This window comes from Streptomyces violaceorubidus, from assembly GCF_000717995.1.
In the GTDB taxonomy this organism is placed as follows: Bacteria; Actinomycetota; Actinomycetes; order Streptomycetales; family Streptomycetaceae; genus Streptomyces; species Streptomyces violaceorubidus.
The window spans coordinates 100,635-124,887 of record NZ_JODM01000025.1 but is presented as its reverse complement, the minus strand read 5'-3'; the positions used below and the strand labels follow the sequence as shown (position 1 = coordinate 124,887).

24 protein-coding genes and 5 tRNA genes are annotated in these 24,253 nt (G+C 71.8%); 9 read left to right on the top strand and 20 right to left on the bottom strand.

What is annotated here, in order from left to right; all coding sequences use genetic code 11:
• Positions 1-61: 61 nt before the first annotated feature.
• The gene (locus IE94_RS0125440; RefSeq protein WP_030188561.1) at positions 62-1,825 is read right to left on the bottom strand and encodes a DAK2 domain-containing protein; all 1,764 of its coding nucleotides are present in this window, start codon (positions 1,823-1,825) and stop codon (positions 62-64) included.
• 266 nt (positions 1,826-2,091) lie between these two features.
• Between IE94_RS0125440 and rpmB the strand changes: the two genes are divergently transcribed.
• Entirely contained in the window at positions 2,092-2,277 is a 186-nt protein-coding gene (gene rpmB, locus IE94_RS36040) for a 50S ribosomal protein L28 (protein ID WP_037923541.1), read from the top strand.
• Positions 2,278-2,453: 176 nt separating this feature from the next.
• On the opposite strand, the gene thiD is transcribed toward rpmB, so the two are convergent.
• Together thiD and IE94_RS0125425 are read right to left on the bottom strand one after the other, a co-directional pair.
• Positions 2,454-3,254 (bottom strand): bifunctional hydroxymethylpyrimidine kinase/phosphomethylpyrimidine kinase, encoded by an 801-nt coding sequence (thiD, locus tag IE94_RS0125430; protein WP_030188555.1) that lies wholly within the window; start codon positions 3,252-3,254, stop codon positions 2,454-2,456.
• Entirely contained in the window at positions 3,251-4,219 is a 969-nt protein-coding gene (locus tag IE94_RS0125425; protein WP_030188553.1) for a thiamine-phosphate kinase, read from the bottom strand. Before IE94_RS0125425 ends, thiD begins: the two co-directional genes overlap by 4 nt.
• A gap of 239 nt (positions 4,220-4,458) precedes the next feature.
• On the opposite strand from IE94_RS0125425, the gene IE94_RS0125420 reads away from it, so the two are divergent.
• Positions 4,459-4,692: an Lrp/AsnC family transcriptional regulator gene (locus IE94_RS0125420; protein WP_003973433.1), complete on the top strand. Its 234-nt coding sequence runs from the start codon at positions 4,459-4,461 to the stop codon at positions 4,690-4,692.
• 210 nt (positions 4,693-4,902) lie between these two features.
• On the opposite strand, the gene IE94_RS0125415 is transcribed toward IE94_RS0125420, so the two are convergent.
• From IE94_RS0125415 to IE94_RS0125405, 3 genes are all read right to left on the bottom strand, one after another.
• On the bottom strand, positions 4,903-6,072 hold the full coding sequence (locus IE94_RS0125415) for a D-alanine--D-alanine ligase family protein (protein WP_030188550.1): 1,170 nt from the start codon (positions 6,070-6,072) through the stop codon (positions 4,903-4,905).
• 93 nt (positions 6,073-6,165) lie between these two features.
• The gene (locus tag IE94_RS0125410; RefSeq protein WP_030188548.1) at positions 6,166-7,176 is read right to left on the bottom strand and encodes an NAD(P)H-dependent glycerol-3-phosphate dehydrogenase; all 1,011 of its coding nucleotides are present in this window, start codon (positions 7,174-7,176) and stop codon (positions 6,166-6,168) included.
• Positions 7,173-7,997, bottom strand: coding sequence for a lysophospholipid acyltransferase family protein (locus tag IE94_RS0125405; RefSeq protein ID WP_030188546.1), 825 nt, complete (start codon positions 7,995-7,997; stop codon positions 7,173-7,175). Before IE94_RS0125405 ends, IE94_RS0125410 begins: the two co-directional genes overlap by 4 nt.
• 142 nt (positions 7,998-8,139) lie before the next feature.
• Here IE94_RS0125405 and cofC point away from each other — a divergent pair, with 142 nt between their 5' ends.
• Both cofC and IE94_RS0125395 read left to right on the top strand, forming a co-directional pair.
• Positions 8,140-8,778 (top strand): 2-phospho-L-lactate guanylyltransferase, encoded by a 639-nt coding sequence (gene cofC, locus IE94_RS0125400; RefSeq protein WP_030188544.1) that lies wholly within the window; start codon positions 8,140-8,142, stop codon positions 8,776-8,778.
• 9 nt (positions 8,779-8,787) lie between these two features.
• Positions 8,788-9,027, top strand: a complete 240-nt coding sequence (locus tag IE94_RS0125395) for a hypothetical protein (RefSeq protein WP_030188541.1) — start codon at positions 8,788-8,790, stop codon at positions 9,025-9,027.
• Between the two features lie 116 nt (positions 9,028-9,143).
• Here the strand turns inward: IE94_RS0125395 and IE94_RS0125390 are convergent, their stop codons facing one another.
• The 4 genes from IE94_RS0125390 to leuC form a co-directional block, all read right to left on the bottom strand.
• Positions 9,144-9,800, bottom strand: a complete 657-nt coding sequence (locus IE94_RS0125390) for an HU family DNA-binding protein (RefSeq protein WP_030188539.1) — start codon at positions 9,798-9,800, stop codon at positions 9,144-9,146.
• Between the two features lie 137 nt (positions 9,801-9,937).
• Entirely contained in the window at positions 9,938-10,168 is a 231-nt protein-coding gene (locus IE94_RS0125385) for an SCO5555 family protein (protein ID WP_030188537.1), read from the bottom strand.
• A 286-nt stretch (positions 10,169-10,454) separates the two neighbouring features.
• A complete protein-coding gene (gene leuD / locus IE94_RS0125380) occupies positions 10,455-11,048 on the bottom strand; it encodes a 3-isopropylmalate dehydratase small subunit (RefSeq protein ID WP_030188534.1) in 594 nt (197 codons plus the stop codon).
• A 5-nt stretch (positions 11,049-11,053) separates the two neighbouring features.
• Positions 11,054-12,484, bottom strand: a complete 1,431-nt coding sequence (gene leuC, locus IE94_RS0125375) for a 3-isopropylmalate dehydratase large subunit (protein ID WP_030188532.1) — start codon at positions 12,482-12,484, stop codon at positions 11,054-11,056.
• 197 nt (positions 12,485-12,681) lie between these two features.
• On the opposite strand from leuC, the gene ndgR reads away from it, so the two are divergent.
• Positions 12,682-13,398, top strand: a complete 717-nt coding sequence (gene ndgR / locus IE94_RS0125370) for an IclR family transcriptional regulator NdgR (RefSeq protein ID WP_011030305.1) — start codon at positions 12,682-12,684, stop codon at positions 13,396-13,398.
• Between the two features lie 67 nt (positions 13,399-13,465).
• On the opposite strand, the gene IE94_RS0125365 is transcribed toward ndgR, so the two are convergent.
• A complete protein-coding gene (locus tag IE94_RS0125365; RefSeq protein ID WP_030188528.1) occupies positions 13,466-14,053 on the bottom strand; it encodes a DUF4188 domain-containing protein in 588 nt (195 codons plus the stop codon).
• A 79-nt stretch (positions 14,054-14,132) separates the two neighbouring features.
• On the opposite strand from IE94_RS0125365, the gene IE94_RS0125360 reads away from it, so the two are divergent.
• Positions 14,133-14,777 (top strand): MerR family transcriptional regulator, encoded by a 645-nt coding sequence (locus IE94_RS0125360; RefSeq protein ID WP_030188526.1) that lies wholly within the window; start codon positions 14,133-14,135, stop codon positions 14,775-14,777.
• A 49-nt stretch (positions 14,778-14,826) separates the two neighbouring features.
• On the opposite strand, the gene IE94_RS0125355 is transcribed toward IE94_RS0125360, so the two are convergent.
• The 6 genes from IE94_RS0125355 to IE94_RS0125325 form a co-directional block, all read right to left on the bottom strand.
• A tRNA-Glu gene (locus IE94_RS0125355) sits at positions 14,827-14,899 on the bottom strand.
• Between the two features lie 44 nt (positions 14,900-14,943).
• A tRNA-Gln gene (locus IE94_RS0125350) sits at positions 14,944-15,015 on the bottom strand.
• A 20-nt stretch (positions 15,016-15,035) separates the two neighbouring features.
• Positions 15,036-15,108, bottom strand: a tRNA-Glu gene (locus tag IE94_RS0125345).
• Positions 15,109-15,170: 62 nt separating this feature from the next.
• Positions 15,171-15,243 (bottom strand) — tRNA-Glu (locus IE94_RS0125335).
• Positions 15,244-15,282: 39 nt separating this feature from the next.
• Positions 15,283-15,354 (bottom strand) — tRNA-Gln (locus tag IE94_RS0125330).
• 92 nt (positions 15,355-15,446) lie between these two features.
• Complete coding sequence (locus IE94_RS0125325) at positions 15,447-16,181, bottom strand: HAD family hydrolase (protein WP_030188525.1); 735 nt, start codon at positions 16,179-16,181, stop codon at positions 15,447-15,449.
• A 106-nt stretch (positions 16,182-16,287) separates the two neighbouring features.
• Here IE94_RS0125325 and IE94_RS0125320 point away from each other — a divergent pair, with 106 nt between their 5' ends.
• Positions 16,288-16,572, top strand: coding sequence for a hypothetical protein (locus IE94_RS0125320; protein ID WP_037923539.1), 285 nt, complete (start codon positions 16,288-16,290; stop codon positions 16,570-16,572).
• Between the two features lie 90 nt (positions 16,573-16,662).
• On the opposite strand, the gene gltX is transcribed toward IE94_RS0125320, so the two are convergent.
• The 3 genes from gltX to IE94_RS39485 form a co-directional block, all read right to left on the bottom strand.
• On the bottom strand, positions 16,663-18,147 hold the full coding sequence (gene gltX, locus IE94_RS0125315; RefSeq protein WP_063829735.1) for a glutamate--tRNA ligase: 1,485 nt from the start codon (positions 18,145-18,147) through the stop codon (positions 16,663-16,665).
• Entirely contained in the window at positions 18,140-18,925 is a 786-nt protein-coding gene (locus IE94_RS0125310) for a fumarylacetoacetate hydrolase family protein (RefSeq protein WP_030188522.1), read from the bottom strand. Before IE94_RS0125310 ends, gltX begins: the two co-directional genes overlap by 8 nt.
• A 103-nt stretch (positions 18,926-19,028) precedes the next feature.
• Entirely contained in the window at positions 19,029-19,217 is a 189-nt protein-coding gene (locus IE94_RS39485; protein ID WP_167343977.1) for a hypothetical protein, read from the bottom strand.
• 602 nt (positions 19,218-19,819) lie between these two features.
• Between IE94_RS39485 and IE94_RS0125300 the strand changes: the two genes are divergently transcribed.
• Positions 19,820-23,809 (top strand): sensor histidine kinase, encoded by a 3,990-nt coding sequence (locus IE94_RS0125300; RefSeq protein ID WP_030188520.1) that lies wholly within the window; start codon positions 19,820-19,822, stop codon positions 23,807-23,809.
• Positions 23,810-23,818: 9 nt separating this feature from the next.
• Positions 23,819-24,232, top strand: a complete 414-nt coding sequence (locus IE94_RS0125295) for a roadblock/LC7 domain-containing protein (protein ID WP_003973453.1) — start codon at positions 23,819-23,821, stop codon at positions 24,230-24,232.
• Positions 24,233-24,253 lie beyond the last annotated feature (21 nt).

Here is a 24,253-nt window from a genome sequence, read left to right as displayed (position 1 = left end):
AACGGCCCAGGGGAACGCCGTACCGACCCGTACCGACCCGTGCCGACCCGTGCTGCCGCGCCTACTCCACGCCGACCAGCAGCAGGGCGCCCTGCCGGCCGCCCCGGTAGACCACGGTGTCGACGGCGAGGTACGCCTCCCGGACCCGCGCCTCCAGATGGTCGGCGACGTCCGGGGGCGCCTCGTCGCCGAGGACCAGGGTGACCAGCTCGCCGCCGGCCGACAGCATGCGGTCCAGGACGGTCGCGGCGACCTGTGCGACGTCCGCGCCGATCACCGCCACGTCGCCGTCGATGAGGCCGAGCACGTCACCGGCCTGGCAGATGCCCGCGGTGGTCCAGGACTGGCGTTCGGCGACGGTGACCTCGGCGTGACGGGTGGCGCCGGCCGCCGAGGTCATGGCCACCACGTCCTCGTCGAAGCGGCGCTCGGGCTCGTGCACGGCGAGCGCGGCGATGCCCTGGACCGCGGAACGGGTCGGGATGAGGGCGACGCGGATGCCCCCGGCCCGGGCCTGCTCGGCCGCCGCGGCGGCGGTGTGGCGCAGCTCCGCGTCGTTGGGCAGCAGCACCACCTCGCGCGCGTGGGCACGCCGGACGGCCTGGACCAGCTCGCCGCTCGCGGGCGGCTCCCCGGGGCGCGCGAGAAGGGTGGTCGCGCCGGCCTCGGCGTACAGCGCCGCCAGCCCCTCCCCCGGTACGACGGCCACCACGGCGCGCTGGGTGCGTTCCCGGGGCGGGCGCCCGGTCCCGGTGGTGTGCGCGTCGCCGTGCCCGAAGTGGGTGATGCGGATCCGGTACGGCCGCCCGGCCTCGACGCCCGCCTCCACGGCGGCGCCGGCGTCGTCGACGTGCACGTGGACGTTCCACAGTCCGTCGCCGCCGACCACGACGAGCGAGTCGCCGAGGGCGTCGAGCCGCTGCCGCAGCCGGGCCACGGCCGCGTCCTCGGCCTCCAGGAGGTAGATCACCTCGAACGCGGGAGGGTGCTCACCCTCGTCGGCGGCGCGCTCCTGCTGCGTGCCGCGGCCCTCCGCCGCCGCGCACGCGCGGGCCGCGCCCGCCCGATCCGAGCCCGCCCGGTCCTCGCCCCCGTGCACCACGCGCGCGTGCGGCACCGCGACGGGACCCGGTGCCCGGCCCGTGAACGTCTCCACCAGGGCCGCGAGGACCGTCACCAGTCCGTGCCCGCCCGCGTCGACCACTCCGGCGCGCTCCAGGGCGGGCAGCTGGCCCGGGGTGGCGGCGAGCGCCGCGCGGGCGCCCTCGTAGGCGGCGCGGGCCACCTCGGCGCAGTCGCCCTCGACGCCGTCGGCCGCGTCCGCGGCGGCCGAGGCGACGGTCAGGACGGTGCCCTCGACCGGGTGGGCCACGGCCTGCCGGGCGGACGCGGCCGCGTGTCGCAGGGCCAGCCGCAGACCGGGGCCCTCGGTGTGGGCGGAGTCACCCCGGGCGGCGAGCACCTGGGCCATGCCGCGCAGCAGCTGCGCGAGGATCGTGCCGGAGTTGCCCCGCGCGCCGATCAGCGCGCCGTGCGCCATGGCACCCACGGCGTCGGCGAGCGAGGGTCCGTCGCCCGCGTCCGGGGGCGCCTCGGCCGCGTCCCGGGGGCCCTCGTCCACCTCGTGCGCCGCGAAGACGGCCTCCACGGCGGCGACGGCGGACTCCAGCGTCAGGTACAGGTTCGTGCCGGTGTCCCCGTCGGCGACGGGATAGACGTTGATCGCGTCGATCTCCTCGCGCGCCCGTCCGAGGGCGCGCAGCGACAGACCGCACCAGGTACGCACCGCCAGAGCGTCGAAGAACCTCTGCGGTACCTGCGCCACCTGCGCCTCCCTGAGCTGCGGACGTGGCAGGCAGCGTAGACCTTGGGCCCCGGCCCACCGGAAGAGGGCCGGGACGGGTCCCTGAGCTGCCGTGGTAGTTTCGTTGTACGGGAGCAGCCGTTGTATGCTGCTCCGGTTGCCCGATCCCGATCGGGCGCTCCCCCTGGCACCGCCACTCAGATCCCGGGACCGTTCGCGGCTCCGAGAGCTTGATCCCGGCATGCCGGGATCAACCGTAAGTGCATCTGAAGTCTTTGGAGTGACCCGTGGCTGCCAACTGCGACGTCTGCGGCAAGGGGCCGGGCTTCGGCAACACCATCTCGCACTCGCACCGCCGTACGTCCCGTCGCTGGAACCCGAACATCCAGCGTGTGCGTACCGTGGTGGGCGGGACGCCGAAGCGCGTGAACGCTTGCACCTCTTGCATCAAGGCCGGCAAGGTCTCGCGCTGACGCATCAGCTGAGCGCGCGGCCACTGCCTGGTCCGCTGTACGAAGCCGGTCCACCTCGTGTGGGCCGGCTTTTTGCCGTGCCGGAATCCCCGGTCTGCCCCACCGCATTCAAACGCCTGTACGAATAGCTGAGGTACCGGGCTCAGCGATGTACCGGGCTCGGTGATGCATCGGACTCAGCGAGCGTCCCGCCCGAGTGCCCAGCCGTGGTCCACCGGTCCGATGCCGGCGCCGAGCGCGAACCCGGCCGCGATCGCCCCGATGACGTACTCCTTGGCCGCCCGCACCGCCTCCGGGACCGACTGCCCCTTGGCCAGCCCGCAGGCCACCGCCGAGGCGAGGGTGCAGCCGGTGCCGTGCGTGTGCCGGTTGTCGAGGCGCGGGGCGCGCAGCCAGTGCTCCTCGGTGCCGTCGGTGAGCAGGTCGACGGCGTCTCCGTCCAGGTGGCCGCCCTTGATCAGCACCCAGCGCGGCCCGTACTCGAGGACGGCCGCCGCGGCCCGGCGCAGGTCGGTCTCCGACTCGACGCGTACGCCGGTGAGTTGGGCGACCTCGTCGAGGTTGGGCGTGGCGACGGTGGCGACCGGCAGGAGCCTGGTGCGGACCGACTCCAGGGCCGAGGCGGCGAGCAGCGCGTCCCCGTGCTTGGAGACGCCGACCGGGTCGACGACCGCCGGGGCGTCGGTGCCGGCGAGCAATGCGGCGACGGTCTCGACGAGTTCGGCGGAGGAGAGCATCCCGGTCTTGACCGCCTGCACGCCGATGTCGTCCACGACGCTGCGGTACTGGGCGCGCACCGCGTCCACGGGCAGTTCCCAGGCGCCCTGCACACCGCGGGAGTTCTGCGCGGTGACCGCGGTGAGGACGCTCATGCCGTGGGTGCCGAGGGCGAGCATCGTCTTCAGGTCGGCCTGGATGCCGGCGCCGCCGCCGGAGTCGGAGCCCGCCACGGTGAGGACCAGGGGCGGTGCGGTCACGACTCGACGTCCCCGCCGAAGTGGTCCCAGCCGCCCTTGCTGGTCCAGGGCGCTCCGTCGACGGTCACCTGGGGCAGGGCGGACGGGTTGAGGACCTCGCCGATGACCTTCCAGCGGGCGGGCAGCTTCACGTTCGGCGGGAAGGTCGCCACGATCGCGTGGTCCTCGCCGCCGGTGAGCACCCACTGCATGGGGTCGACGCCGACGGCCTGCCCGATGTCGTTCATCTGGGACGGGATGTCGATCTGCCCGGAGCGCACGTCGATCCGGACCTTGCTGGCCTCGGCGATGTGCCCCAGGTCGGCGATCAGTCCGTCGCTCACGTCGCACATGGCGGTGGCGCCCAGGCCCGCGGCGGCCGGACCCGCGTGGTACGGCGGCTCGGGGCGGCGGTGGGCCTCGACGAAGGCGCGCGGCGAGCGGAAGCCGCGGGAGAGGACGGCGAACCCGGCGGCGGACCACCCCAGCCAGCCGGTCACCGCGACGAGGTCGCCGGGCTGGGCGCCGGCCCGGGTGACGGGCTCCTGGTTGCGCAGGTCGCCGAGGGCGGTGATGGAGACGGTGATGGTGTCGCCGCGCACCACGTCGCCGCCGACCACGGAGGCGCCCGCGACCTGGCACTCGTCGCGCAGCCCGTCCATCAGCTCGGTCGGCCAGGTCACCGGCAGTTCGGCGGGCACGACCAGGCCGAGCAGCAGCGCGGTCGGCACGGCGCCCATGGCGGCGATGTCGGCCAGGTTCTGTGCCGCCGCCTTGCGGCCCACGTCGTACGCGGTGGACCAGTCCCGGCGGAAGTGCCGCCCCTCGACGAGGATGTCGGTGCTGGCCACCACCCTGCGGTCGGGCGCGGCGACGACCGCGGCGTCGTCGCCGGGGCCGACCCGTACCGCGGGGGTGGTGGTGAGACGGGAGGTGAGCTCCCTGATGAGCCCGAACTCCCCCAGCTCACCGACAGTGCCCTTCATCGCCTTGGCTCCCCTTCCGTCCCTGTCCGTGTCCGTGTCCGTGCCCGGTCGCGCGTCATCTCTGTCCTCGTTACGGTCGAAAGGACCGTCACCACGGTCGGCGTGATCGTCAACTCGCGTCCCCCAGGCACCCCGACGCGCGAGGTCCCCCGTCCGCGGGTCTCCCCTCGGAGAGCGGCCACGCGATACCGTGGCGTTCCTTTTCCCCACATGATCCTCGTGGCCGCTCTGGAGGTTCCGTGGTACAGGCGTACATCCTGATCCAGACGGAGGTCGGCAAGGCGTCGACCGTCGCCGAGACGATCAGCAAGCTCCCTGGGGTGATCCAGGCGGAGGACGTGACAGGACCTTACGACGTCATCGTCCGCGCCCAGTCCGACACCGTCGACGAACTGGGTCGCATGGTGGTCGCCAAGGTCCAGCAAGTGGACGGCATCACCCGCACCCTGACCTGTCCGGTCGTCCATCTCTAGCCCTCTCCGCCCGCCCGCCGCCCGCTTGCCGCCCGCTCGCTCTCGCCCGGTTGATCGCCGCAGCGGGTTGCTCCTCAGCAGACGACAGCGAGTCGGTGGCGGTTCCCGGACCGGACGGGAAACCCGCTGATCATACTGCGAGAAGGCGACCCCCGAGGGGATCGCCTTCTCTGCCGTGCGCGGGGCCGGGCCCGGCGGGGTGGGAAGACGTCAGCGCAGTCCGGTGGACCGCCGCAGCGCCGCCTGGACCAGCCGGTCCACCAGCTCCGGGTAGCTCACGCCGCTCGCCTGCCACATCTGCGGGTACATGGAGATCGGCGTGAAGCCGGGCATGGTGTTGATCTCGTTGATCACGAACTCGTCGTCCTCGGTGAGGAAGAAGTCCGCGCGCACCAGTCCCTCGCAGGAGGCCGCGTCGAACGCCGCCACGGCGAGGCGCTGGACCTCGGCCGTCTCCTCGGCCGTGAGCGGCGCCGGCACGATGCCGGGGGTCGAGTCGATGTACTTGGCCTCGAAGTCGTAGTACGCGTGCTGGGAGGGCGGCGGGATCTCGGCCGGGAGGGACGCCCGGGGGCCGTCCTCGAACTCCAGCACCCCGCACTCGATCTCCCGGCCCCGCAGCGCCGCCTCGACCAGGATCTTCGGGTCGTGGCGCCGGGCCTCCTCGATCGCCTCGTCGAGGCTGGAAAGGTCGTCGACCTTGGTGATGCCGATCGAGGAACCCGCGCGGGCGGGCTTCACGAACAGCGGCCAGCCGTGCTCGCCGGCGAAGTCGACGATCTTCCTGCGGGCGCCGGACCGGTCCTGCTCCCACTCGCGGGGCCGGATCACCACGTACGGGCCGACCTTCAGCCCGTAGGAGGCGAAGACCGCCTTCATGTACTCCTTGTCCTGGCCGACGGCGGAGGCGAGCACGCCCGCACCGACGTAGGGCACCCCGGACAGCTCCAGCAGGCCCTGGAGGGTGCCGTCCTCGCCGTAGGGGCCGTGCAGCACGGGGAAGACGACGTCGACCTCGCCCAGCGCCTTGGGCACCGAGCCCGGTTCGCTGTAGACGACCTCGCGGTTGGCGGGGTCGACGGGCAGCAGCACGGCGCCCTCGGTCGACTCGGCCAGTTCCTCGACGTCGGGCGTACGGCGTTCGGCGATCGCCATGCGTTCCGGTTCGTCGGCGGTGAGGGCCCAGCGGCCGTCCCGGGTGATGCCGATCGGCAGGACGTCGTAGCGCATCCGGTCGATGGCGGCCAGGACGGCGCCGGCGGTGACCACGGAGATCCCGTGTTCGGAGCTGCGCCCGCCGAACACGACGGCCACACGCGGCTTGCGCGGCGGCCGCTGAGGGCTCGGCTCAGGGCTCTGGGGGAGGTTCTCGGTGCTCATATCGCGTTGAGAGTACCCGCCCGTAGGGCGGTGAGACAGCGTCGGCGGGGCCGCGTGGCGCGCCGGTCGCGCCCCGCCCGCAAGGGGTGTCGCTCAGCGTCGTTCGGGCTTCGCGCTGCGCGACATCAGTTCCTTCACCGCCACCACCGGGGACTTGCCCTCGTGCACGATGGCGACGACCGTCTCCGTGATGGGCATGTCGACGCCGTGCCTGCGGGCCAGGTCCAGCACCGACTCGCAGGACTTGACGCCCTCGGCGGTCTGCTTGGTGACCGCGATGGTCTCCTCCAGGGTCATGCCCTTGCCGAGATTGGTGCCGAAGGTGTGGTTGCGGGACAGGGGCGAGGAGCAGGTCGCCACGAGGTCGCCGAGTCCGGCCAGTCCGGAGAAGGTCAGCGGGTCGGCGCCGAGGGCGACCCCGAGGCGGGTGGTCTCGGCGAGGCCGCGGGTGATGAGGGAGCCCTTGGCGTTGTCGCCGAGGCCCATGCCGTCCGCGATGCCGACGGCGAGGCCGATCACGTTCTTCACGGCGCCGCCCAGTTCGCAGCCGACGACGTCGGTGTTGGTGTAGGGGCGGAAGTACGGCGTGTGGCAGGCGGCCTGGAGGCGCTGGGCGACGGACTCGTCGGGACAGGCGACCACGGCGGCGGCCGGCATGCGGGCGGCGATCTCCCGGGCCAGGTTGGGCCCGGTGACCACCGCGATGCGCTCGGCGCCGACCTTGGCGACGTCCGCGATCACCTCGCTCATCCGCATCGCGGAGCCGAGTTCGACGCCCTTCATCAGCGACACCAGGACGGTGCCGGGCGCCAGCAGCGGCGCCCAGTCCGCGAGGCCCGCGCGCAGCGTCTGGGAGGGCACGGCGAGGACGGTGAAGTCGGCGTCCCGCAAGGCCTCGGCGGCGTCGGTGGTGGCCCGCAGGTTCTCGGGGAGTTCCACGCCGGGCAGGTAGTCCGGGTTGGTGCGGGTGGAGTTGACGGCGTCGGCGAGTGCGGCGCGGCGCCCCCACAGGGTGACCTCGCAGCCCGCGTCGGCGAGGACCGTGCCGAAGGCGGTGCCCCAGGACCCGGTGCCGAAGACGGCCGCCTTGACCGGTTTGCTCACGTGCTCCGCCCCTCTGCTTCCGCCTGCGGTCCCTTGGCCCGTGTCCGGGTCGACTGCACCTGCGCCTGCGCCGCCTGTGCCTGCGCCTGCGCCTGCGTGCGGCGCCGCTGCTCGATCCGCTCGCGGCGCGGGTCGTAGGGGGTGTCGGGCGCCTTCTCGCCGCGGATCTCCTCCAGCTGGCGGGTGACGGCGGACATGATGACCTCGGTGGCCTCCTTCAGGAGCTCCGCGGTCATCTCCTTGTCGTAGAACCGGGACAGGTCGACCGGCGGACCGGCCAGCACCTGGTGGGTCTTGCGCGGCAGGAGGTGGGGCTTCTTGGCGTACGGCGGCAGCAGTTCGTTGCAGCCCCACTGGGCGACCGGGATCACCGGGCACCGGGTCTGCAGGGCGACGCGCGCGGCACCGGTCTTGGCGGTCATGGGCCAGCCGTCCGGGTCGCGGGTGAGGGTGCCCTCGGGGTAGAACGCGACGCACTCGCCGCGCTCCACGGCGTCGATCGCGGCCCGGAAGGCGCTCAGCGCGTCGGTGCTCTCGCGGTAGACGGGGATCTGCCCGGTCCCGCGCATCGCGGCGCCGACGAAGCCCTTCCTGAAAAGACCGCTCTTCGCCAGGAATCGGGGGACGCGTCCGGTGTTGTACTGGTAGTGCGCGTACGCGAAGGGGTCGACGTGCGAATTGTGGTTCACGGCGGTGATAAATCCACCTTCGGCCGGAATGTTCTCCATTCCCCGCCAGTCCCGCTTGATCAGAAGCACCAGCGGAGGTTTGCAGATCACCGCGGCCAAGCGGTACCAGAAGCCGATTCTGCGGCGCGGCACGCTGACACCTTTCTTCAGGGCCTGGGGCCGGACAAGTGTCGCCCCAGGCCGCCTGTCTGTCGAGAACACCGTACGCCCCGAAGAGTGAACCGCCGGGTCTCGCAGGTGACAATGACGGCGACGAGAGAAGGACGGAACGCTGGTGCAGTGGACCTTGGTCGTACCCGTGAAGCCCCTCGCCCGGGCCAAGAGCAGGCTGGCGGACACCGCGGACGACGGGGTGCGGCCGGGGCTCGCGCTGGCGTTCGCACAGGACACCGTGGCCGCCGCGCTGGCCTGCCCGGCGGTCGCGGATGTGGCGGTCGTCACGGACGACGCGCGGGCCGGACGGGAACTGGCGGCGCTGGGCGCGGGCATTGTCCCGGACGAACCGGGCGGTGGTCTGAACGCCGCCCTGGCCCACGGGGCGGCAACCGTACGGGCGAGCCGGCCCGAGAGCCCGGTGGCCGCGCTCAACGCCGACCTCCCCGCGCTGCGGCCGGCCGAATTGGCGCGAGTGCTGTCCGCGGCCACGCAATTCCCGCGTGCTTTTCTCCCGGATGCGGCCGGAATCGGCACCACCCTGCTGGCCGCGGCGCCGGGTCGTGAATTGGCCCCCGCATTCGGCACGGATTCACGCGCCCGCCACCGGGCGTCCGGCGCGGTCGAGCTGAGCCCCGGCGCGGTGGATTCCGTACGGCAGGACGTGGACACCGGCGCCGATCTCCGCTTGGCGCTGGCGCTCGGAGTGGGGCCCCATACGGCCGCGGTGGCGGCGCGGCTGCTGATCCCCGGGCAGTAGGCTGCCGGCATGCAGGCGACCGCGTACACGTACGACCCCGAGAGCCGCAGCGGGCAGGTGCTGCTCGACGACGGCACGCCCGTGCCCTTCGACGCGGCGGCGTTCGACGCGGGAGGTCTCCGGCTGCTGCGGCCCGGGCAGCGGGTGCGGATCGAGACCGAGGAGACGGAGACGGAGACCGGCGCGGAAGCTGGGGCGGGCGCGGGCGCGGGCCGCCGGATCACGCTGGTGACGCTGCAGACGTTCTGATCGGCGGGCCTTCCCGCGCCGGGTCCCGGACACGCCGCGGGCCGGACTCCAGGGGGAGTCCGGCCCGGCGCGTGAGTGCCCTGTGCCCGTTGCCCGCTGCCGCGGGGTGCCGTCCGCTACTTCTTGCGGGCGGTGGCCTTCTTGGCGGTGGTCTTGCGGGCCGTCGACTTCTTGGCCGGGGCCTTCTTGGCGGTCGCCTTCTTCGCGGGGGCCTTCTTGGCCGCGGTCTTCTTCGCCGCCGCCGTGGTGCTCTTGGCGGCGGACTTCTTGGCGGTGGTCTTCTTCGCCGTGGTCGTCGCCGCTCCGGTGGTCTTCTTCGCGGTGGCCTTCTTCGCCGTCGCGGACGTCTTCTTGGCCGCGCCCGTGGTCTTCTTCGCGGCGCCCGTGGCCTTCTTGGCGGCGGCCTTCTTGCCCGCGGCCTTGGAGATGGTGGGCGGCGGGCCGGACAGGCTGCCCTTGGGGGCCTTCTTGACCGCGATGTCGTTCTTCGGAAGCTTCTTCGAGCCGCTCACCAGGTCCTTGAAGCCCTGACCCGCGCGGAAGCGCGGCACGGAGGTCTTCTTGACCCGAACCCGCTCACCCGTCTGCGGGTTGCGGGCGTAGCGGGCCGGGCGGTCGACCTTCTCGAAGGAACCGAAGCCGGTGACCGAGACCCGGTCGCCCGCGACGACGGCACGGACGAGGGCGTCCAGGACCGCGTCGACAGCGTCGGCGGCCTGCTGCCGACCGCCCAGCTTGTCGGCAATCGCTTCTACGAGCTGCGCCTTGTTCACGTCTTCCCCTTCGGAGACATCGCCAGAACGAATGTGTTCAAGCTTTTTCGCACGTTAGGCAGATATATACCGCAAATCAAACACGAAACGGGCTAATCACCCTTGTGCCGCAACGGACTCGGGCCGCCCCGGCCGGTTCAGCCGTCCTCTTCGGGGAATCGCCCCGCGTCGAGGTCGGCGGTGAACCGGTCCAGGCGCCTTGCCGCACCGGCGAGATCGTGTTTGGCCGCGGCCGTAATGACCAGCAGCTTCCGGGTCAGCGCCATCCGTACGCCCTCCGGGACTTGCAGTGCGCGCACTCTTGTGTGCGCTTCCTTGAGCCGGACCGCGACCGCCGTATAGAGCTCGAGTTGGCCGTCGTGTTCCATGCACAGATTGTGCCATCTGGGGCGAGTTGTCGCCTGCGCAGGGGGCAACTGCCGCCTCGAACGGCCTTGCCCGCACCCCCGCAAGCCGGTCCTCAATACCGCGCGTACCCTGGCAACACCGCCTCTAACGTGGGAAGTTGCACGTCGCTTCCGTCGCGGGCGGGCGCGGACGGAACCAGAAACGGCCGTACCCCCGATCGGGCTGATCGGGGGTACGGCGGGGATGTTGGGTGGCCGAAACTCGACCTTGCACAGCCCCGGGGAGGACCGCGGCGGCTCCGGCCGGTCAGGCCTGGACGGTCTGCGGCTTGAACGACGGACGCTTCGCCTCGTACGCGGCGATCTCCGCCTCGTTCTGGAGGGTGATCGAGATGTCGTCCAGCCCGTTCAGCAGCCGCCAGCGGGAGTTCTCGTCCAGCTCGAAGGGGGCGGTGACGCCCTCGGCGCGGACCTCGCGGGCCTCCAGGTCGACGGTGACCTCGGCCTCAGGGTCCCGCTCCACCAGCTCCCACAGCGCGTCCACGGTCTTCTGGTCGAGGACCACCGTGAGCAGGCCGTTCTTCAGCGAGTTGCCACGGAAGATGTCCGCGAAGCGGGAGGAGATCACGGCCTTGAAGCCGTAGTTCTGCAGGGCCCAGACGGCGTGCTCGCGGGAGGAGCCGGTGCCGAAGTCGGGGCCGGCGACCAGGACGGTGGCACCCGCGCGCTCGGGCCGGTTGAGCACGAACTCCGGGTCCTTGCGCCAGGCCTCGAAGAGCCCGTCCTCGAACCCGTCCCGGGTCACCTTCTTGAGCCAGTGGGCGGGGATGATCTGGTCGGTGTCGACGTTGCTGCGGCGCAGCGGGACGGCCCGGCCGGTGTGCTTGGTGAACGCTTCCATGACTCTCAGACTCCAGCGGGCGTGGGGACGTCGGCGTCGGACAGGTCGGCCGGGGAGGCCAGGTGGCCCAGGACCGCCGTCGCGGCCGCGACCTGCGGCGACACCAGGTGGGTGCGGCCGCCCTTGCCCTGGCGCCCCTCGAAGTTGCGGTTGGAGGTGGACGCGGAGCGCTCACCCGGGGCCAGCTGGTCCGGGTTCATGCCCAGGCACATCGAGCAGCCCGCGTGCCGCCATTCGGCGCCGGCCTCCTTGAAGACCACGTCCAGACCCTCGGAGACGGCCTGCAGACCGACCCGCGCGGAGCCCGGGACGACCAGCATGCGTACGCCGTCGGCGACTTTGCGGTCCCGGACGATCTCGGCGGCGGCGCGCAGGTCCTCGATGCGGCCGTTGGTGCAGGAGCCTACGAAGACGGTGTCCACCTTGATGGACCGCAGCGGCTGCCCGGCCTCCAAGCCCATGTACTCCAGGGCCTTTTCGGCGGCGAAGCGCTCCGAGGCGTCTTCGTACGAGGCCGGGTCGGGGACGGCGGCGGAAAGCGGCGCGCCCTGGCCCGGGTTGGTGCCCCAGGTGACGAACGGCGCCAGCTCGGCGGCCTCGATGACCACCTCGGCGTCGAACTCGGCGTCGTCGTCCGTACGCAGCGTCTTCCAGTACTCGACCGCCGCGTCCCAGTCGGCGCCCTCGGGGGCGTGCGGGCGGCCCTGGAGGTAGGCGAAGGTGGTCGCGTCGGGGGCGATCATGCCCGCGCGGGCGCCGGCCTCGATCGACATGTTGCAGATGGTCATCCGGGCCTCCATCGAGAGCTTCTCGATGGCCTCGCCGCGGTACTCCAGGATGTAGCCCTGGCCGCCGCCGGTGCCGATCCGCGCGATGATCGCCAGGATCAGGTCCTTGGCCGTGACGCCCTCGGGCAGTTCGCCGTTGACCGTGATCGCCATGGTCTTCGGACGGGCCATGGGCAGCGTCTGGGTGGCCAGCACATGCTCGACCTGCGAGGTGCCGATGCCGAACGCCAGCGCGCCGAAGGCGCCGTGCGTCGAGGTGTGCGAGTCGCCGCAGACCACGGTGGTGCCCGGCTGGGTCAGGCCCAGCTGGGGGCCGACGACGTGCACGACGCCCTGCTCGACGTCGCCCAGCGGGTGCAGCCGGACGCCGAACTCCGCGCAGTTCTTGCGCAGCGTCTCCAGCTGGACCCGGGAGACCGGGTCCGCGATGGGCTTGTCGATGTCGAGCGTCGGGGTGTTGTGGTCCTCGGTGGCGATGGTCAGGTCGAGCCGCCGCACCGGGCGGCCGCTCTTGCGGAGGCCGTCGAAGGCCTGCGGGCTGGTCACCTCGTGCAGCAGGTGCAGATCGATGAAGAGGAGGTCGGGCTCGCCCTCGGCGCGCCGGACGACGTGGTCGTCCCAGACCTTCTCCGCGAGTGTCCTACCCATCGCTTTCCCTTCGGTCGACGACGAAGCGCCGACCCAACTAGTGATCTTGGGGAAGCGGTGCCCGCGCCCCTGTGATTCCGGGCAACCGCCACCAGGCCCATGTGTCACGGGCCGTTGTGACTTCGTGCCTTCCAGAGTGGCGGGTTCCACGGAAAATTGAACTTGCGTTTCACAGAGTGAGACGGGAGTATCGTTGCATGGACAACAGTAGCGGCGTCGGCGTTCTGGACAAGGCGGCCCTCGTCCTGAGCGCTCTGGAGTCCGGTCCGGCCACCCTCGCGGGGTTGGTCGGTGCGACCGGACTGGCACGACCCACGGCCCACCGCCTGGCCGTGGCGCTGGAACACCACCGCATGGTGGCGCGCGACATGCAGGGCCGATTCATCCTCGGCCCGCGCCTTGCCGAGCTGGCAGCGGCGGCCGGCGAGGACCGCCTGCTCGCCACCGCGGGCCCGGTCCTCACCCACCTGCGCGACGTCACCGGCGAGAGCGCCCAGCTCTACCGCCGCCAGGGCGACATGCGCATCTGCGTGGCCGCGGCCGAGCGCCTGTCGGGCCTGCGGGACACCGTCCCGGTCGGCTCCACGCTCACCATGAAAGCCGGTTCCTCGGCCCAGATCCTGATGGCCTGGGAGGAGCCGGAGCGCCTGCACCGCGGCCTCCAGGGCGCCCGTTTCACGGCGACCGCGCTGTCCGGCGTGCGCCGCCGGGGCTGGGCCCAGTCCATCGGTGAGCGGGAGCCCGGCGTCGCGTCCGTCTCCGCGCCGGTGCGCGGCCCGTCCAACCGCGTGGTGGCCGCCGTGTCCGTCTCGGGGCCGATCGAGCGCCTCACCCGCCACCCCGGCCGTATGCACGCGCAGGCGATCATCGACGCCGCCGGCCGCCTCTCCGAGGCGCTGCGCCGCAACGGCTGAGCCGCGCGGGACACCGCCGACCGGTCAACGGGCCCGCCTCAACGCCGCGGCGGGCCCCGCGCCGTCCTCAGGCCCCGTCCTGGGCCTGGTCCCGGGTCGTCTCCCCGGCGACCACCTTCCTCTCCGCCCTCCCCCGCGCACCCCGCTCCACGCTCCTGCGCGACCGGTGCGCGAAGCGGTCCTCCGCGCGCCTGCCCCGCCGTTCGAGCGGCACCCGCCCGTGCGCCGCCGCGAGCCCGAAGGGCGGCATGTCCGCGTAGATCGACTCGTACGACCCCTCGGGCACGACGTACGCCTCGTGCCACAGCCCCACGTGCCCGCGCACCCGGCCCTTGCGCTCCTTGCGGTTGACGACCGCCCAGGCCCGGTGGTGGAACATGTCGGGCGAGTGGGCGTACCGGTAGAGCTTCTCCTTGGACTCCCAGTACTGGACGACGTAGTACGTCCGTGGCGACGCCGTCAGCAGGACGTGGCCCAGCAGTCCGCGCTCGGGCGCCCTCGCCAGCTCGCGGAGCATGCGCGGCATGGCGAGGAGGACCGGCAGCCAGTGGTGTACGGCCCAGAAGTGGTTGATCCGCATGCCGATCAGCAGGACGGTCACGTCCCCCTCGGCGGCGGCGGTGGTACGGGTCGCGGTCGTGGACCTGCCCGGCATGACGCCTCCCCGTGTTGGCGAGCCGCACTCTCCGAGCGGCTGCTTGGATAGTTCCGCTATCCGAGAAAGGGCGCAAGGGATGCGACTGGCCGACCTGAGCAGACACAGCGGGGTGTCCACCGCGACGATCAAGTACTACCTGCGGGAAGGGCTGTTGCCGCCGGGCCGGCAGATCAACGCGACCACCGCCGAGTACGACGAGGGCCATCTGCGCCGACTGCGGCTGGTGCGGGCGCTGATCCAGGTCGGGAAGGTGCCGGTGGCGACGGCCCGTGAGGTCCTGGGGCACGTCGACGACGAGTCGCTGGGCCGCACCGTCCGGCTCGGGGCGGCCCTGTGGGCGCTGCCGCAGGACGCCGAGCCCGACGAGGCGGACCCGGCGGTGACCGCCGCGCGCGTCGAGGTGGACCGGCTCCTCGAACTGCTGGGCTGGGAGACCTCCCGGGAACTGGCGCCGCTCTCCCCCGTGCACCGCTCCCTGGTGGTGGCGGTGGCCGCGCTGCGCCGCCTCGGCTATCCGTGGGACGCGGAACCGATGGCGCCCTACAGCGAGTTGATGAGAGAGGTGGCGCGGCGGGACCTGGACTTCATGGAGACCCACGCCTCGGAGGCGGAGAAGGTGGAGATGGCGGTCGCGGCGGCGGTGCTCTTCCAGCCGGTGCTGCGGGCCCTGCACCGGCTGGCACAGGAGGAGGAGTCGGCGCGCCGTTACGGCATCGAGTGAACGCCGAAGGGGGCTTCCGCCTCGGCGGAAGCCCCCTTGGGACTTCATGTACCCCCGACCGGATTCGAACCGGCGCTACCGCCTTGAGAGGGCGGCGTGCTAGGCCGCTACACAACGGGGGCGTGGATCATGCAGGCGTTCAATGCTGCTCCGCCGCAGATCCGAGCTGGTCTACCAGGACTCGAACCTAGACTAACTGAACCAGAATCAGTCGTGCTGCCAATTACACCATAGACCAATGTGGTTTAGACCAGTTCGTACCCCCGACCGGATTCGAACCGGCGCTACCGCCTTGAGAGGGCGGCGTGCTAGGCCGCTACACAACGGGGGCCCTAGCGATCCTGCATCGGAGACAGTGGGAGCGACCCGAACTGTCCTCGCGGGAAGGATCTGTACCCCCGACCGGATTCGAACCGGCGCTACTGCCTTGAGAGGGCAGCGTGCTAGGCCGCTACACAACGGGGGCTTTGCGGATGTACTCCGCAGCGCAGATAAGCTCTGCGAGCTGGCCTACCAGGACTCGAACCTAGACTAACTGAACCAGAATCAGTCGTGCTGCCAATTACACCATAGGCCACTGGAACGCAAGCCCCGGAGGGGTTCTTGTTCTAGCGTTGCGCTTCCGGTTCCCGGCCGTTCGGCCCGCTCTCCGGCGGCGCAGGAAGAACATTACCCGAAGGTGGACGGGGCTCCAAAACGGGTATCGGCGCCGAGGAGCGACGGAAGTTCGGAGAGCGAGGCGATGCGGCGCGGTCCGGCCGGCGGGTCGACGGCCGCGTAGACGCCGCCGCGGTCGATCCAGACGGAGAGCAGCCCGGCGTCGGCGGCGCCGCGTCCGTCGATCTCCGGGTGGTCGCCGACGTAGGCGACCTCGGCCGGGGCGAGGCCGAGGGCGTCGCAGGCCGCGAGGAAGGCTCCCGCCTCCGGCTTGGAGATGCCCAGCTCGGCGGCGCACAGGATGGCCTCGAAGCGGTCGTGCACGCCGAGGACACGCAGCTTGCGGTCCTGGACGGTGAGGCTGGAGTTGGAGAGCACGGCGTGCCGGTGGCTGTCGGCGAGGGCGTCCAGCACGGGCATCACGTCCGGGAAGAGCGACCAGGCGGCCTCGTAGTGCGTGACGTACCGCTGGAACCAGTCGTCGGCCTCGGCGTCCGTCAGCTCCGGCCGGCCCAGGAAGACCCGGGTGCGGTCGCGCCGCTGTGTGACGAAGTCCACCTCGCCCGCGGAGAAGCGCGCCCACTGCTGGTCGGTGATCTCCCGCCAGCGCACGAGGGCCTCCTCGGCCGACCCGTATCCGGCGAGCAGCCCCTCGGCGACCAGATGGGCGCGCATGCCCTCGCGGTCGGCGGTGGTGTAGTCGAAGAGGGTGTCGTCGACGTCCCAGACCACGGCGCGAATGCTCATGATCCGACGCTAACGCCGGGACGGGCGGTACGGGGGCTCCTCAGCGGTTCGGGGGGCGGCGGATGCCGTAGTTTGGGAGGACCGACGAGCGAAAGACCGAGCCGCCATGACCGAATATCGCGTTCAGTTCACCGTTGAGGCCCGCGCGACGTACGAGGCGCTGCCCGTCGAGCGCCGGGCCCATCTGGACCGGGCCGTACGGATACTGGCCCGCGACCCGTTCCGGAAGAACGCGACCGCCCAGCTCGGCCCCGACGAGCATCTGCGCAAGGCCTACGTCGCCCCTGGCGTGATGCTGGAGTACATGGTGGCCGGAGCGGTGATGGTCGTCGTCGTCCTGGAGATCTTCGACGAGAGCGCCTATCTCGTCGACGAGGCCGACGCGCAGTGACCCCGTGGCAAGGGGCGGCACCCGGAGTGTTCCGGATGCCGCCCCTTGCTCGTGCCCGTTGCCCGTAGGCGGTCCCTGCGCGCTCGGGCGTTACTCCGCCAGCCGCGCCAGCGCCGCGTCGATCCGGGCCAGGGACTTCTCCTTGCCCAGCACCTCCAGGGACTCGAAGAGGGGCAGGCCGACCGTGCGACCGGTGACGGCGACGCGGACGGGGGCCTGGGCCTTGCCGAGCTTGAGGCCGTGGGCCTCGCCGGCGGCCAGGACGGCCTCCTTGAGGGACTCCGGGGAGGTCCAGTCGGCGGCGTCCAGCTTCTCGCGGGCCGTGGTCAGGAGGGCGTCCGAGCCGTCCTTCATCGCCTTCGTCCAGCTCGCCTCGTCGAAGACCGGCTCCGGCAGGAACAGGAAGTCGACGTTGTCGGTGATCTCGGAGAGGACCTTGAGCCGGGTCTGCGCGTGCGGGGCGATCGCCTGCCATTTGGCCTCGTCGAAGTCCTCGGGCGCCCAGGGTGCGGCGGGGGCCTTCAGCCAGGGGCGGCAGCGCTCGGTGAAGTCCTTGACCTCCAGCAGGCGGATGTGGTCGCCGTTGATCGCCTCGCACTTCTTGAGGTCGAAGCGCGCCGGGTTGGGCTGCACGTCGGAGATGTCGAAGGCCGCGACCATCTCCTCGATCGTGAAGATGTCCTGGTCGGCCGAGAGCGACCAGCCGAGGAGGGAGAGGTAGTTGAGCAGGCCCTCGGGGAGGAAGCCGCGCTCGCGGTAGAGGTTGAGGCTCGACTGCGGGTCGCGCTTGGAGAGCTTCTTGTTGCCCTCGCCCATGACGTACGGCAGGTGGCCGAAGGCCGGGATCTCCTTGGCCACGTCCAGCTCGATCAGCGCCTTGTACAGGGCGATCTGGCGCGGGGTGGAGGAGAGCAGGTCCTCGCCGCGCAGGACGTGGGTGATCTCCATCAGGGCGTCGTCGACCGGGTTGACCAGGGTGTAGAGCGGGGCGCCGTTGGCACGCACGATGCCGTAGTCCGGGACGTTCTCCGCAAGGTAGGTGATCTCGCCGCGGACCAGGTCCGTGAAGGTGATCGCCTCGTCGGGCATCCGGAAGCGGACGACGGGCTCGCGGCCCTGCGACACGTACTCCTCGACCTGGGCGGCGCTCAGCTCGCGGCAGTGGCCGTCGTAGCCGGAGGGCTTGCCGGCGGCGCGGGCGGCCTCGCGGCGGGTGTCCAGCTCCTCCTGGGAGCAGTAGCAGCGGTAGGCGTGGCCGGCGTCCAGGAGCTTGGTGGCGACGTCCTGGTAGAGGTCCATGCGCTGCGACTGGCGGTACGGCGCGTGCGGGCCGCCGACCTCGGGGCCCTCGTCCCAGTCGAAGCCCAGCCAGCGCATCGAGTCCAGCAGCTGCTGGTACGACTCCTCGGAGTCGCGGGCCGCGTCGGTGTCCTCGATGCGGAAGACCAGCGTGCCCTGGTGGTGGCGCGCGAAGGCCCAGTTGAACAGGGCGGTGCGGACCAGGCCCACGTGGGGGTTGCCGGTCGGGGACGGACAGAAACGGACGCGTACGGGGGAGCCGGATGCGCTAGCCACGCTTGACAACCTTGTTGGTGAGAGTGCCGATGCCTTCGATGGTGACGGCGACCTCGTCGCCGACGTTGAGGGGGCCGACGCCGGCCGGGGTGCCCGTGAGGATCACGTCGCCGGGCAGGAGCGTCATCGCCTCGGAGATGTTGACGATCAGATCCTCGATGGAGTGGATCATCTCGCTGGTGCGGCCGAGCTGGCGCTGGTCGCCGTTGACCGTGAGCTGGATGGTCAGGTCGCCCGCGGTCGCGAGGTCGAGGTCCGTCTCCGCCCAGGGGCCGAGCGGGCAGGAGGAGTCGAAGCCCTTGGCCCGGGCCCACTGCTTCTCACGGCGCTGCACGTCGCGGGCGGTGACGTCGTTGGCGCAGGTGTAGCCGAAGATCACGTCCTGGACGCGCTCGCGCGGGACCTCGCGGCACATGCGGCCGATGACGACGGCCAGTTCGGCCTCGTGGTGCAGTTCCTCGCTGAAGGAGGGGTACTGGATGGGGTCCCCGGGGCCGATCACGGAGGTGGACGGCTTGAAGAAGGCGAACGGGGCGTCGGGCACCTCGTTGCCGAGTTCACGGGCGTGCTCGGCGTAGTTGCGGCCGAAGGCGACGACCTTGTTGGGGAGTACCGGCGGCAGGAGCCGCACCTTGCTCAGGGGCACCTTGGTGCCGGAGAGCTCGTAGTCCGCGAACGGGATGCCCTTGATGATGTCGAGGACGAGCTGGTCCGGCTGGTCGCCCTCGACCGCGCCGAAGGCGACGTTCCCGTCGATGGAGAACCTGGCGATGCGCACGGGTTGCTTGGCCCCTTGACTGAGCTGGCTGGAGTCTGACGCTCCAGGCTAACGCGGTGGGCCTGCCCGGGTGGCGCTGAACGGTCCCCCGTCCGGTGCCGTACTACTCTGCGACCGACGCCGCGACCGGGGCCTCCATGAGGATCGTGCGGCGGGGGTTGGCGGTCTGGGCGGGGAGCTCGACGGCGTGCTCCAGCTGTTCCGGCGTCTGCAGAGCGTCGGCGCCCTCGAGGTGCGCCAGCGTCGTGCGTCGCGGGTTGGCGATCTTGTGGAACATCATCGTCGTCTTCACGGTTGTACGAGGCCCTGTCGTGTCCGGGCGCCCGAGGGGCGGCGAAAGCCCCTGCGAGGGCGCGGGTTGTCGGTTTTGCCTTCTCTGTAAAGCGTCAGGCTAAACACGCGATTCCCCGGCAACCGTGGGCCAGACCACGATGTGGATGTGAGTTTGCTCACTCAGCAAGGTTCAAATCGGTCAATTGCGACGCCGAGGCCACTCGGACCAAACCGACATTACACGCCTGAAGCCATCATTCCGCTGCCGATCATGTCGACTGGGACACCCTCCGCACCCCGTCGACTCGCGGGCATACGTCCGCTTTGCAAGTGATCATCTTCTACGGCTGGTGACCTGGCCCTCACGTGCTGTCACGTATCTCACGGCCTGCCCCGTGGGCCTTGTTGGAGATCCTGCACTGTGCTGGAATTCCACGGACCGCCGCAGGATCGAGCCGGCGCACAGGGGGCGCACACCAGCGCCGAGCGGCGGCGAGAAGGGGGAACCAGCGCCGGTCACTCACGACCAACACAGGGGCGTATTCAGGGCGCCCCTTTGACGCCGACACCGTGCCCAGCCGTTCACGCGGAGGGGCGCCTGGTCCAGAGGTTGCGACGCTAGTGCAGGGACGTTTCAAGAGGGATGGCAGCGCTTCGGCGGAGCCGGAGCCGCAGGGCGGGACTGGCCCCAAGGCCGTCAGCTCCTCGCCCCAGCACGCCCAGAACCCGGGCCAGACCCAGCCCGGCGACGGCGGGGACCGCGCCGGCCAGGCGGCGGGCCCGTCCGCTCCCGGCCAGCAGCCGTCCGCCAAGCCGGCCAAGGGCTCGACCGGCCCCGGCCCGCGCATAGCCCTGCGCAACTGGCGGATCTCCACCCGTCTGGTGTCGCTGCTCGCGCTTCCGGTGGTCGCGGCGACCTCGCTGGGCGCGTTGCGCATCAACCAGTCGCTGGACGACATCCAGCAGCTCGAGAACATGAAGCTGCTGACCGAGATGACCAAGCAGGCCACGGAGCTGGCCGCCGCGCTCCAGGAGGAGCGCGACCAGTCGGCCGGCCCGCTGGCCCACGGCTCGAAGTCCAGCGCGATCGCCGTCAAGGGCGACCGCGAGCAGACCGACCGGGCCCTGAAGAACTTCCTCGACAAGTCCGAGGAGATCGACGCGGCGAGCAAGAACGGCAACCTCGTCGGCGTCCGGGACAGCCTCGTCGGCATCGCGAGTGACCTGAACGATCTGACGAAGATCCGCAGCACGGCGTACACGGCCAAGGACAACTCGACCCAGACGGTCGAGGCCTACCACCGCCTGGTCACCCACCTGCTCGACCTCTCGCAGGACATGGCGGAGGCCACCAGCAACCCGGAGATGATCCAGCGCACGCGCGCCCTGTCGGCCTTCTCCTCGGCCAAGGAGTACGCGTCCATCCAGCGCGCGGTCCTCGCCGCGGCGCTCCCGGCGAACAACACCGACAAGGGCGACCTCGCCGAGAACGACCGGCTGTACGCCCAGTCGGCGTTGCAGAGCCAGACCTCCGAGGTCCGCAGCTTCAGCAGCATCTACGGCGAGGGCGCCGAGGACCTGCTCAAGCCGATCTCCGAGGGCAACCCGGTGATCGAGACGTCCGACCAGTACGCCGGCCGCGCCCTCAGCAAGACCGACGGTCTGGCGGGCCTGAGGGCCCGGTCCTACCAGGACTGGCTGGACGACAGCTCCACCAAGATCCAGCAGATGAAGAACATCGAGCTGAAGCTGCTGGAGGACATGGAGCAGCAGGCCCGAGAGCTGCGCGCCGAGTCCGAGCAAGAGGCCATCATCTCCGGTGTCCTCATCCTGCTGGTGCTCGGCGTCTCCCTGGTCGGCGCGTTCGTCGTGGCCCGGTCCATGATCCGCTCGCTGCGCCGCCTGGAGGACACCGCGACCAAGGTCGCCCAGGACCGCCTGCCCGAGCTGGTCAAGCAGCTCTCCGAGACCGACCCGCAGGACGTCGACACCTCGGTGGAGTCGGTCGGTGTGCACTCCCGGGACGAGATCGGCCGAGTCGCCGCGGCCTTCGACGACGTGCACCGCGAGGCGGTCCGCCTCGCCGCCGAGCAGGCCCTGCTGCGGGGCAACGTCAACGCGATGTTCACCAACCTCTCGCGCCGCTCCCAGGGCCTCATCCAGCGTCAGCTCTCGCTCATCTCCGAACTGGAGTCCCGCGAGGCCGACCCGGACCAGCTGTCCTCGCTGTTCAAGCTCGACCACCTCGCGACGCGCATGCGCCGTAACGGTGAGAACCTCCTCGTCCTCGCCGGTGAGGAGCCGGGCCGGCGCTGGACGCGCCCGGTCCCGCTGGTCGACGTGCTCCGTGCCGCCGCCTCCGAGGTGGAGCAGTACGAGCGCATCGAGCTGGCCTCCGTGCCGAGCACCGAGGTCGCCGGCCGCGTGGTCAACGACCTCGTGCACCTGCTCGCCGAGCTGCTGGAGAACGCGACCTCGTTCTCCTCGCCGCAGACCAAGGTCAAGGTCACCGGTCACGCGCTGCCCGACGGCCGTGTGCTGATCGAGATCCACGACACCGGCATCGGCCTCTCTCCCGAGGACCTCGCCGCGATCAACGAGCGGCTCGCCTCGCCGCCCACCGTGGACGTCTCCGTCTCCCGCCGCATGGGTCTGTTCGTGGTCGGCCGCCTCTCGCAGCGCCACGGCATCCGCATCCAGCTGCGCCCCTCCGACTCCGGCGGTACGACCGCGCTGGTCATGCTGCCCGTCGACGTCGCCCAGGGCGGCCGCAAGCCGCAGCCCAAGCCGGGTCAGCCCGGTTCGGGCAACGGCGGTCCGGCCGCCGCGCAGGCCGCCGCCGGTGTCGCCGCGGCCCGCCGCGGCGGGCAGGGCGGCGGTGCCCTCGGCGCCGGTACGCCGGGCGGCCGTCTCGCCGCCGGCCAGGGACCGCGGGCCGCACTGCCCGGGCGCGACGCGGGCGGCCGCCCGGGTGCGCCGGGTGGCGCGCGCGGGCCCCAGTCCCCGGCGGCCCCGGCCGCCCCGGGCCAGCAGAACCGTCCGGCCCCGGCCGGCGCGGGAGCCGGTGCCGGTCAGGCGCCCGGTGCCCCGCAGGGCCTTCAGGCCGCGGGCATGAACGCGCCGCAGGGCAACGCACCGCAGGGCAACGCGCCGGCCGGCAACGCCGCGCAGGGCCAGGACATGTTCGGCGGCAACCGCGCTCCCTCGGCGCCCCCGCAGCGCACCAAGCGGAGCGGCAACGGCGACGCCGAGCAGGGCCGTCGCCCCCAGCTGCCGCCGCGCGGCGGTCCGCGGGCCGAGCTGCCCGGTGGCAACCCGCAGCCGCGGGTGCCGAGTTGGAGCGAGGAGAACGCGCAGCCGCCCGTGCCGCGCGCCTCGCTGGACGCCCCGCGCGGCCACGACGAGCCGGACAGCTCCCGCACCGACCGCACGCCGCACCTCGACGAGCGGCAGGGCCCGGGCGCGACCGCGGAGATGCCGGCCGTGCCCCGGTTCGGCGAGCCCCAGTCCCCCGCCGCCACGGCCGAGTTCCCCCGCCCCGACTTCGACGCCCCGGCGCCCCGGCGGGACGAGTCGCAGGACACGGGCCAGTTCGCCGCACCCGGCCAGAACCAGTACGAGGGCCAGTACGGTCAGGGCCAGTACGGCCAGGACCAGTACGGCCAGGACCAGTACGGTCAGGACCAGTACGCCCAGGGGCAGTACGACCAGGGCCAGTACGCAGGACCCGGCCAGTACGGTCAGGACCAATACGACCAGGGCCGGTTCGGCCAGGACGCCCCGCAGAACGACCCGTTCGCGCGGCCCGAGCCGGCCGCCCCGCAGCAGGGCGGCGGTTCCTTCGTCCGCTCGGACGTCTTCGGCGGGCAGCCCGCGCAGGCGGCCCCGAACGGTGCGGCCCCGGCCGACCGGTTCACCGGCGCCCAGGACTACGACAACGGCTCGACCGGCCGACCTCACCTGCCGGCCCGTCAGAACCCGGCGCCCACCGGACAGTTCGAGCGCTCCCAGGCGGGCGGCACGCAGGGCGGAAACGACTTCGGCACCGCGCGTCCGCCGGCCCCGCAGCGGCCGGTCGCGCCGGAGCCCGCGGGCCAGAACGCCAACGGCACTCCCCCGCAGCGGCCCGGAGACGGATGGGCCCTGCCCCCGGCCTCCGGTCCCGGTGACGGGCGTACGCCGCTGTACGACACGCTGGAGACCAACTGGTTCCACGGCGACCGCGAGACCAGGGCGCCGCAGGCCGCCCCGGCCGCGTCCCCGGAGCCGCAGGCCGCCCAGCCCCAGACCCCGGCGGCCCCCCAGCGGCCGGCCACCTCGGCCTGGCGCAGCTCGCCGAACGACGATCTCGTCCGGCAGGCGGAGCGCGTCAGGCAGCCGGCCGCGGGTGGGGTCACCACCTCCGGCCTTCCGCGCCGGGTCCCCCGGGCCAACCTCGTCCCGGGGACGGCTCAGCAGCAGTCGCACCAGAACGGTCCGCAGGTTTCGCGTGCGCCCGACGACGTGCGCGGCCGGCTGACCAATCTCCGTCGGGGAATCGCACAGGGCCGTCAGGCCGGTACCAGCCAGACCGGCAGTTACCCGCGGCCCACTCACCAGCAGGAGCGTTAGTTGAGCCCGATGAGCCAGGCGGCACAGAACCTCAACTGGTTGATCACGAATTTCGTGGACAACACCCCAGGTGTGTCCCACACCGTCGTCGTGTCCGCCGACGGACTCCTCCTGGCGATGTCGGAGGGCTTCCCTCGCGACCGCGCCGACCAGCTCGCGGCCGTTGCCTCGGGGCTGACCTCGCTGACCGCCGGGGCCTCCCGGATCTTCGAGGGCGGCAACGTGGCGCAGACGGTCGTGGAGATGGAGCGGGGATTCCTCTTCCTCATGTCCGTCTCGGACGGCTCGTCCCTGGCCGTTCTCGCGCACCCGGAGTGCGACATCGGCCTCGTCGGCTACGAGATGGCGCTCCTGGTCGACCGTGCCGGCGCGGTCCTCACACCCGACCTGCGCGCCGAACTACAAGGCAGTCTGCTCCACTGATCGGCCCCGGCACTACCCGTG

Bases quoted from the DNA above. Each gene is read 5' to 3' on its own strand.
- IE94_RS0125425 (WP_030188553.1), bottom strand. From the start codon at position 4,219: ATGAAGGGCACTGTCGGTGAGCTGGGGGAGTTCGGGCTCATCAGGGAG.
- IE94_RS0125415 (WP_030188550.1), bottom strand. From the start codon at position 6,072: ATGAGCACCGAGAACCTCCCCCAGAGCCCTGAGCCGAGCCCTCAGCGG.
- IE94_RS0125395 (WP_030188541.1), top strand. From the start codon at position 8,788: ATGCAGGCGACCGCGTACACGTACGACCCCGAGAGCCGCAGCGGGCAG.
- IE94_RS0125385 (WP_030188537.1), bottom strand. From the start codon at position 10,168: ATGGAACACGACGGCCAACTCGAGCTCTATACGGCGGTCGCGGTCCGG.
- leuD (WP_030188534.1), bottom strand. From the start codon at position 11,048: ATGGAAGCGTTCACCAAGCACACCGGCCGGGCCGTCCCGCTGCGCCGC.
- leuC (WP_030188532.1), bottom strand. From the start codon at position 12,484: ATGGGTAGGACACTCGCGGAGAAGGTCTGGGACGACCACGTCGTCCGG.
- ndgR (WP_011030305.1), top strand. From the start codon at position 12,682: ATGGACAACAGTAGCGGCGTCGGCGTTCTGGACAAGGCGGCCCTCGTC.
- IE94_RS0125365 (WP_030188528.1), bottom strand. From the start codon at position 14,053: ATGCCGGGCAGGTCCACGACCGCGACCCGTACCACCGCCGCCGCCGAG.
- IE94_RS0125360 (WP_030188526.1), top strand. From the start codon at position 14,133: ATGCGACTGGCCGACCTGAGCAGACACAGCGGGGTGTCCACCGCGACG.
- IE94_RS0125325 (WP_030188525.1), bottom strand. From the start codon at position 16,181: ATGAGCATTCGCGCCGTGGTCTGGGACGTCGACGACACCCTCTTCGAC.
- IE94_RS0125320 (WP_037923539.1), top strand. From the start codon at position 16,288: ATGACCGAATATCGCGTTCAGTTCACCGTTGAGGCCCGCGCGACGTAC.
- IE94_RS0125295 (WP_003973453.1), top strand. From the start codon at position 23,819: ATGAGCCAGGCGGCACAGAACCTCAACTGGTTGATCACGAATTTCGTG.